Genomic DNA, 6,740 nt, shown 5'->3' with positions numbered 1-6,740 from the left:
ATTTGATAAATACATTGTTGGACCAATATGCAATTTTCTGGAAGCTAAAAAAGGGGCATGTCTAATTTGTTGCGACCATTTAACTCCAGTATATAAACGCACCCATGTATCTGATCCTGTGCCAATACTTTTTATCAACTTCAATGCTCCATTAAATAAAATAAATCAAAGATTCTCTGAAATTGATGCAAAAAAATCTGGATTGATTATAGAAAGAGGAGAAGATTTAATAAAATGGATACTGGAACAAATAACAAGATGAAAAAAATAAATAATTTTCCAAAACCTGAGGTAATTTGGGAACACAGGGTATCCTATGGTGAGACTGATGGTATGAAAGTGGTTTATTACGGCAATTACTTTCACTGGTTTGAACAGGCAAGGAGCCATTTTTTAAGGGAATTAGGTCACAGTTATTTGGAAATAGAAAATAAAGGAATATTCCTTCCTGTAATTGAGGCACATTGTAAATATTTGGGACCAGCAAGGTATGAGGATGTGGTATTAGTCAGATGTGGGATTGAGGAGTGGGGTAAGGCTTCTCTAAAATTTGTATATGAAATCTATAACAAAACAGAAGATAACAAAAAGATCACAACAGGGTGGACTAAACATCCATGTGTGGATAAGAATGGAAAAATAGTAAAAGTACCTAATTGGTTAATTGAAATGGTGCAAAAGAAAGCTGAATAAGATGATTTGCCAGTCCCCCTATATCCTTGGGGGTATACCCAAGACAGGCCCTCCACACCTCATCAGATTCCATGCAAAAATATATCTGTTTATCAACCCCATATTTTCTTAACAAATTCACCATAAAACGAAATTGTTTTATTCTAATTGGCCTAAATAGTCTTAGCTTTCCATCAATTCCCTTAATAAATTCCCCAAAATAAATATAATCAGAATCAGGCCAGTTTTCCTCAATAAACTTAAAAAGATAAGGCATCCCCCTAAAAGAACCAAGACTTAAATATGCAATGTCTTTTGGCTTTATATAGTCAAATATCATTTCAATGGTCTCTTTATAGCCCCTTTCCCACCCTGGATAATAAATTATTGGATCAAAATGAAGGCACACCCGAAAGCCCATTTCAGCACATATTTTAGCAGCCTTTAAACGTTCCTCTAAAGGAGCTGTGGACATCTCTTCCTTTAAAGGGACATCAATACCATTTAAAGACCATGCAGGAAGAACAAGCCGTGGATCCTTAACTGCATCAATCCATGATAGATCTACAACCTTTGTCTTTAACTCTAATATTACATTCTTAAATTGAGACAAAAATTCAATTAAGTATTTGGAATAATTAGTTAAATACTCGATAGCCAAAGAATCAGTAAACTCGCCAGTCCCTACCCTAAAAAATTTTTCTCTATTTGAAAATATCTTATCTAACTCCATGTATAGATCTTCTATATTTGCCCAGACCTTTATGCTATTGTGAGAAAAATATGCCTTTAATATACAATATGAACAATTTAATGGACATCCCTCTCCAATATGGATTATTTTATACCCACAACAGTTATAAAATTTTGTTCCTGGACATTTTTTAAAAAATCTTCCTTTGTATTTTACTAAATACACATATCCCTTTTTTAATTCTCTATCATCAAGGCTGGAAAAATCACTATAAATTATAGGGATTGAACCTGCATTTTTAGAAACAGTGTTAGTTATAGGACTCCTTTTTACTTGATTATCTATAAAAATTCCTTTTATATTTGAGGTTATATAATCACTCATTATCTTAAATCACTCACCATTTAATCGAGATTTATACCAGTTATAAAATTTATCCCATTCATCAATTTTAGGTTTTAAATCTTCAACTAAATCTTTAAGGGCATATGATCCATCGAGTTTTACTTCCATGACAATTTCATCTAATTCAAATTCATTAGCAGGTATAATTTTCATTCTTTTTTTATTAATGATCTTTGAACTCCATTGAATAAATTCTTTTTCTACGGTCCTTTTTAAAGGATAACATCTATCCCTTAAATTATTTAGTATTTTTTGAATTTTGTCATTTGGAGACAAATCTTTTTCTAAGATCTCAAGTAAAGGACTTAATATAGTTTCTATATCTACTTTTTCTCTTTTTTTTAATTTATATAGAAGTTCTAAAAATATTTTTGATTTATTTTTTCCCCATCTGATGTTAATAAAAAAAGGAAGCAAATATTTTTGCTCCTTTTGAGAAAATTTTTTAAATACTTCTATAACATCCAGAGAAACATTGTCCTTTATCAAAATTTCATCAAAAATTTTAGGTAATTTTAGCCACTGCAATAAAAAATTAATCTCTTTTTTATTTAAAATATCACCAAAAACATCAAAAAAACATCCAGCCTTGTCTTTTTTTTCTACCAATTTATCAAAATATCTAGCACATACAATTATTTTTCCAGAATTTTTAAATTCATGTTTCAAAAATTCTAAATTTATCAACCCCTTATAAAAATCACTGGCTTCAACTACAATTGCATCGATCTTATCTTGTTTACATTCCTGCAATACTTCATTTCCCCATATCATATCAAAATAGTTTTGCTTTTTTTCCACTATAATGGGATACAAATATTTTCTCTTTATTGGTTTAAAATTAAATCTATCTGAAAGTATTTTGCCAAACAGCCAGTCACCTTTTGCGTGGATTTTATCCTTAGGGATTGATTTTAAACTTAAAAATTTAATCATTTACGCCGTAAACCTCTATCCTATTTTTACCTGACCTCTTTGCCCTATAAAGTGACTGGTCAGCCTCCTCAATTAGAGCCTCTCCCAATTTATCTCCCCTGTACGTAGAAGACACACCGCCACTAACTGTAACCTTTATTCCTGATTCCACCACTTCCCCATCTACGCTTCTGACAATAAAATTATATTTTGCAATACCTTTCCTAATGTCTTCTCCAAAATTATACCCTTCTTTTGATTCATATCCTTCCAAAATTACACAAAATTCTTCTCCTCCATATCTTGTAGCAAAAAAATTTCCTCTTTTATTTTTGAGAAGAAATTTTTCACCTCTATTTTTTATTATTTTGGCCACGATTTTTAAAGCCTGATCACCGACCCTATGACCATAAGTATCGTTAATCTTTTTGAAATCATCTATATCAAACATCAATATACAACATGGCATATTATTTTTTTGGCACTTTTTTAATATTCTATCTAAATTTATGTCTAAAAATTTTCTGTTGTATAAAGATGTCAAACCATCTATATTAACATCTTCATATAGGTTTTTTATATCCTCTTCAATAAGATTTAATACCCTTTTAAAGGATTGCTTTATCTTTTTTATTGTAATTTCAATATCATCAGTTTTTTCAATTATCTCTATTGTATGTTGTTCAAGATCTTCTATATGTTTCTTTCTAAGATTAGACATTTCTGCAAATTTTTTAGCCAATTCATGGGACTCTTTTACAACTTCTTCTAATTTTTTCTTATATGGCTCAAAAAGTATATCGCCTAAGGCTTTATTTACATTATTATATTCCTCTTCATCAAACTTTTTCCCTTTAATAACGTCAATTAATAGTTCCTGTATCTTTTGCTTTTGTGACAAAGTTAAATAACTATATTCTGCAATATATCTTAAATACAAAATCAAAGTTTGCCATTTACCGTCCTCAGGAACTCCAATATTTCTCAAATAATTTAAGACAGTTACTACGCTTGTCCCCTCAGGTGACGAAAACATAATATCGCTCCCTTTATCTTCTAATTTTATCTTCTCTAAACTCATAAAAATTCCTCACAAATTTATTTATAAAACTCTTTATAGGCCAGATAGGTTGCGTATAAATCATATTTACTGCTTATTTCATAGGGACTGTGCATGCCCAAAATCCCTGGTCCAAAATCAATAATATCCATTCCATACCTGGCCAGGAATTTGGCTACAGTTCCTCCTCCACCCTCATCTACCTTGCCTAATTCAGCCATTTGCCAGGGAATATTTTTTTTATTTAGCTTGTTTCTCAAAAAAGCAATATACTCAGCATTTGCGTCATTTGCCCCAACTTTTCCACGATGGCCTGTAAATTTACAAAAAACTGGCCCATATCCCAGTTTTGATGCATTGAGTTTATCGTGTAGATCTTGATAATCTGGATCAAGGGCACCGTGGACATCTGCTGAAATAGCCTTTGTATTTAAAAATACATCTGAAAGATTACAGTCTTCGCCCCATACATCAATGATTTCCTGTAGGACATATTCTATAAATCTCGACCTAGCGCTTGATGCCCCTTCTGATCCAATCTCTTCTTTGTCCCAGCACACCAAAACTTGAGTAAATTCTGGATCTTGTTGATCCAAAAATGATTTTAGTCCGCAAAAAACGCAAATTCTATCATCCTGCCCATATCCCCCAATAAGGGAGTTGTCCAGTCCTACAAATTTAGCTTGATATGCTGGAACAAATTGAAGTTCAGCGCTATATAGATCTTCTTCTGTAATTGAATATTTTTTATTTAATATATTTAAAACTGCAAATTTTATTTTATCTTCAACTTCTTCTTCCCCCATATATGGCACGCTTCCTATAATTGCATTCATCTTTTCTGCCTCAAATGCCTTAGACAACTTTTTGTCATTTTGTTTGTAAGCAAGATGAGGCAAAAGATCTGGAATTACAAATACAGGATCTTTTGGATCATCTCCAATCTTAATATTCACCTTTGTACCATCAATTTTTACAACAACCCCATGGATTGCCAGAGGAATTGAAAACCATTGGTGTTTTCTTATACCACCATAATAATGGGTTTTTACCATAGCAAGATAGGTATTTTCATATATGGGGTGTTGTTTAAAATCCAATCTTGGAGTATCTAGATGAGCACCAATTATTCTTATTCCATTTTTTAAAGATTTTTTCCCTCTCCTAACCAATATTATACTCTTATCTTTAAATTTTCTATAAAATATAGATTTACTTGAATCATTAGAGATATTCTTCTCTATTAGTCTATCTTCAATCCATTTTACAGTTTCTCTCTCTGTTTTACAATTATTTAAAAAATTGATATATTCTTTAGCAAAATTGTCTACTTTGTCTTGATCGTCTTTATATATTTCATAACAACTCTTTTGCTTATGCAAAAGTTCCATAAAAAACCTCCTAATTTCCTTTTACAGCATTATATGCCTGTTTTAATACTTCTGGAATTATGGATAAATCATCTTTAAGCAATGTCCTAACATCCAACATAAAATAATCATCTTCAATAATACCAACTAAAGGAGGATCTGTATTAAGCAAAATTGATCTGAACCTATCCAAATTGTCCATAAAATTAGGTTTAACTAAAACAAGACAGGTTGGAAGGTCTTTTTCTGGACTAGCACCGCCACCTACCCTTGAACTGCCTTTTTTTATTGCAAAAAAGTACATTTCTCCTAATTCCTGTTTTAATCTTTTCACCAGCCTCCTTGCCCTGGCCTTAAGAGTTGAAATGGGTGTGAATATTAATTTTAAGGTGGGAATTTTATTTTTGGCCAATTCTTTATCTTTATAAAGTCTAAGGGTTGCTTCCAATGCTGCTAATGTCATTTTATCTATTCTAAGTGCTCTGTTTAATGGATTTTTTTTGATTTTATCAATATATTCTTTTTTACCAACTATAATCCCTGCCTGTGGACCTCCGAGTAATTTATCACCACTAAAAGAGACAACACTAACACCTTTTTTTATTCTATCTGCTACAGTGGGCTCATTGATATTTAGCCAGTCAGGAAAATCACAGAAGTTTCCACTTCCAAGGTCTTCAATAACTGGGAGATTGTACCGATTACCAAGCTCAACCAATTCTTCTAAGCCAACTTCTTTGTGAAAACCCACTATCCTGTAATTTGAAGTGTGTGCCTTAAATAAGGCAGCTGTATTAGGAGAAATAGCCTGTTCATAGTCATAGAGATGTGTCCTGTTGGTTGCCCCTACCTCGCACAAAATAGCACCACTGCTCTTCATTACATCTGGTATCCTAAAAGAACCTCCAATTTCAATAAGCTCACCTCTGGACACTATTACTTCTTTGTCTTTTGCAAGTGTATTTAATACAATCAGCACAGCGCCTGCATTGTTGTTTACAACCAATCCTGCCTCCGCCCCAGTTAGTTCTAAAAGAAGGTCTTCAACTAAAGAATACCTGCTTCCCCTCTTACCAGTTTCCAGGGAAAATTCCAGGTTAGTATAATAACTACACCCTTTGACCACTGCATCTATTGCCTCTTGAGATAAAATGGACCTGCCTAGATTGGTATGCACAACCACGCCAGTGCCATTTATGACTCGTCTATACTTGGGCATTGTTGCTTTTTTTAAAAAATTTACAATAAAGTCTCTTTCAACCAGTTTCATAAGTTGTTGTTTATTCTCTATATTTCCATCTTTAATATCCCGTCTTAGGGAATCTAAAAAATCATTGATCTTATCTTTTATAAGGGCTCTTGGAACAATATTCAGTTCCTTTTCCCTGTCCACTGATTTTAACAATACATCAACAGAGGGTAGGTATTTAAACAATTCCCTATTCAAAATATCCTCCTCTCAAAAAAATAATTGACTAATGCTTGCGAAAAATTTTGTGTAACAAACTCTTGACCAAATGACAAATAATTTATATAGTCTTTTCTTGTTGCGCCCGTAGCTCAGCAGGATAGAGCAATGGACTTCTAATCCATGGGTCGGGGGTTCGAATCCTCCCGGGCGCGT

The 6,740-nt window shown here is 32.6% G+C and carries 6 protein-coding genes, 1 tRNA gene and 1 pseudogene; 3 read left to right on the top strand and 5 right to left on the bottom strand.

Annotated elements, in window-relative coordinates; translation table 11 throughout:
• Both ACY2V1_RS00640 and ACY2V1_RS00635 read left to right on the top strand, forming a co-directional pair.
• A pseudogene (locus ACY2V1_RS00640) lies at window positions 1–262 on the top strand (cofactor-independent phosphoglycerate mutase); the annotation flags it as partial.
• Window positions 235–693 carry an acyl-CoA thioesterase gene (locus tag ACY2V1_RS00635; RefSeq protein WP_461832857.1) on the top strand — a complete coding sequence of 153 codons (459 nt, stop codon included), beginning with the start codon at window positions 235–237 and terminating at the stop codon, window positions 691–693. The pseudogene ACY2V1_RS00640 and the gene ACY2V1_RS00635, both read left to right, overlap by 28 nt.
• Here the strand turns inward: ACY2V1_RS00635 and ACY2V1_RS00630 are convergent.
• The 5 genes from ACY2V1_RS00630 to selA are packed head-to-tail and all read right to left on the bottom strand — an operon-like array spanning window position 653 to window position 6,563.
• Window positions 653–1,750, bottom strand: a complete 1,098-nt coding sequence (locus ACY2V1_RS00630; protein ID WP_461832856.1) for an SPL family radical SAM protein — start codon at window positions 1,748–1,750, stop codon at window positions 653–655. The genes ACY2V1_RS00635 and ACY2V1_RS00630 overlap by 41 nt on opposite strands.
• 9 nt (window positions 1,751–1,759) lie before the next feature.
• Entirely contained in the window at window positions 1,760–2,707 is a 948-nt protein-coding gene (locus ACY2V1_RS00625) for a recombinase family protein (RefSeq protein WP_461832855.1), read from the bottom strand.
• Complete coding sequence (locus ACY2V1_RS00620) at window positions 2,700–3,767, bottom strand: GGDEF domain-containing protein (RefSeq protein ID WP_461832854.1); 1,068 nt, start codon at window positions 3,765–3,767, stop codon at window positions 2,700–2,702. Before ACY2V1_RS00620 ends, ACY2V1_RS00625 begins: the two co-directional genes overlap by 8 nt.
• Window positions 3,768–3,784: 17 nt before the next feature.
• Window positions 3,785–5,137 carry an aminopeptidase gene (locus ACY2V1_RS00615; protein ID WP_461832853.1) on the bottom strand — a complete coding sequence of 451 codons (1,353 nt, stop codon included), beginning with the start codon at window positions 5,135–5,137 and terminating at the stop codon, window positions 3,785–3,787.
• A gap of 10 nt (window positions 5,138–5,147) precedes the next feature.
• Complete coding sequence (selA, locus tag ACY2V1_RS00610; protein WP_461832852.1) at window positions 5,148–6,563, bottom strand: L-seryl-tRNA(Sec) selenium transferase; 1,416 nt, start codon at window positions 6,561–6,563, stop codon at window positions 5,148–5,150.
• 102 nt (window positions 6,564–6,665) lie between these two features.
• Here selA and ACY2V1_RS00605 point away from each other — a divergent pair.
• A tRNA-Arg gene (locus ACY2V1_RS00605) sits at window positions 6,666–6,739 on the top strand.
• Window position 6,740: the final 1 nt, after the last annotated feature.

The organism is Desulfothermus sp. (assembly GCF_053993635.1).
Note: the sequence above shows the minus strand (reverse complement) of the source record. Positions and strands in the feature narration are given on the sequence as shown.

Excerpts from the sequence above, each read along its gene's own strand:
- ACY2V1_RS00635 (WP_461832857.1), top strand. The coding sequence starts at position 235 with ATGGATACTGGAACAAATAACAAGATGAAAAAAATAAATAATTTTCCA.
- ACY2V1_RS00630 (WP_461832856.1), bottom strand. The coding sequence starts at position 1,750 with ATGAGTGATTATATAACCTCAAATATAAAAGGAATTTTTATAGATAAT.
- ACY2V1_RS00625 (WP_461832855.1), bottom strand. The coding sequence starts at position 2,707 with ATGATTAAATTTTTAAGTTTAAAATCAATCCCTAAGGATAAAATCCAC.
- ACY2V1_RS00620 (WP_461832854.1), bottom strand. The coding sequence starts at position 3,767 with ATGAGTTTAGAGAAGATAAAATTAGAAGATAAAGGGAGCGATATTATG.
- ACY2V1_RS00615 (WP_461832853.1), bottom strand. The coding sequence starts at position 5,137 with ATGGAACTTTTGCATAAGCAAAAGAGTTGTTATGAAATATATAAAGAC.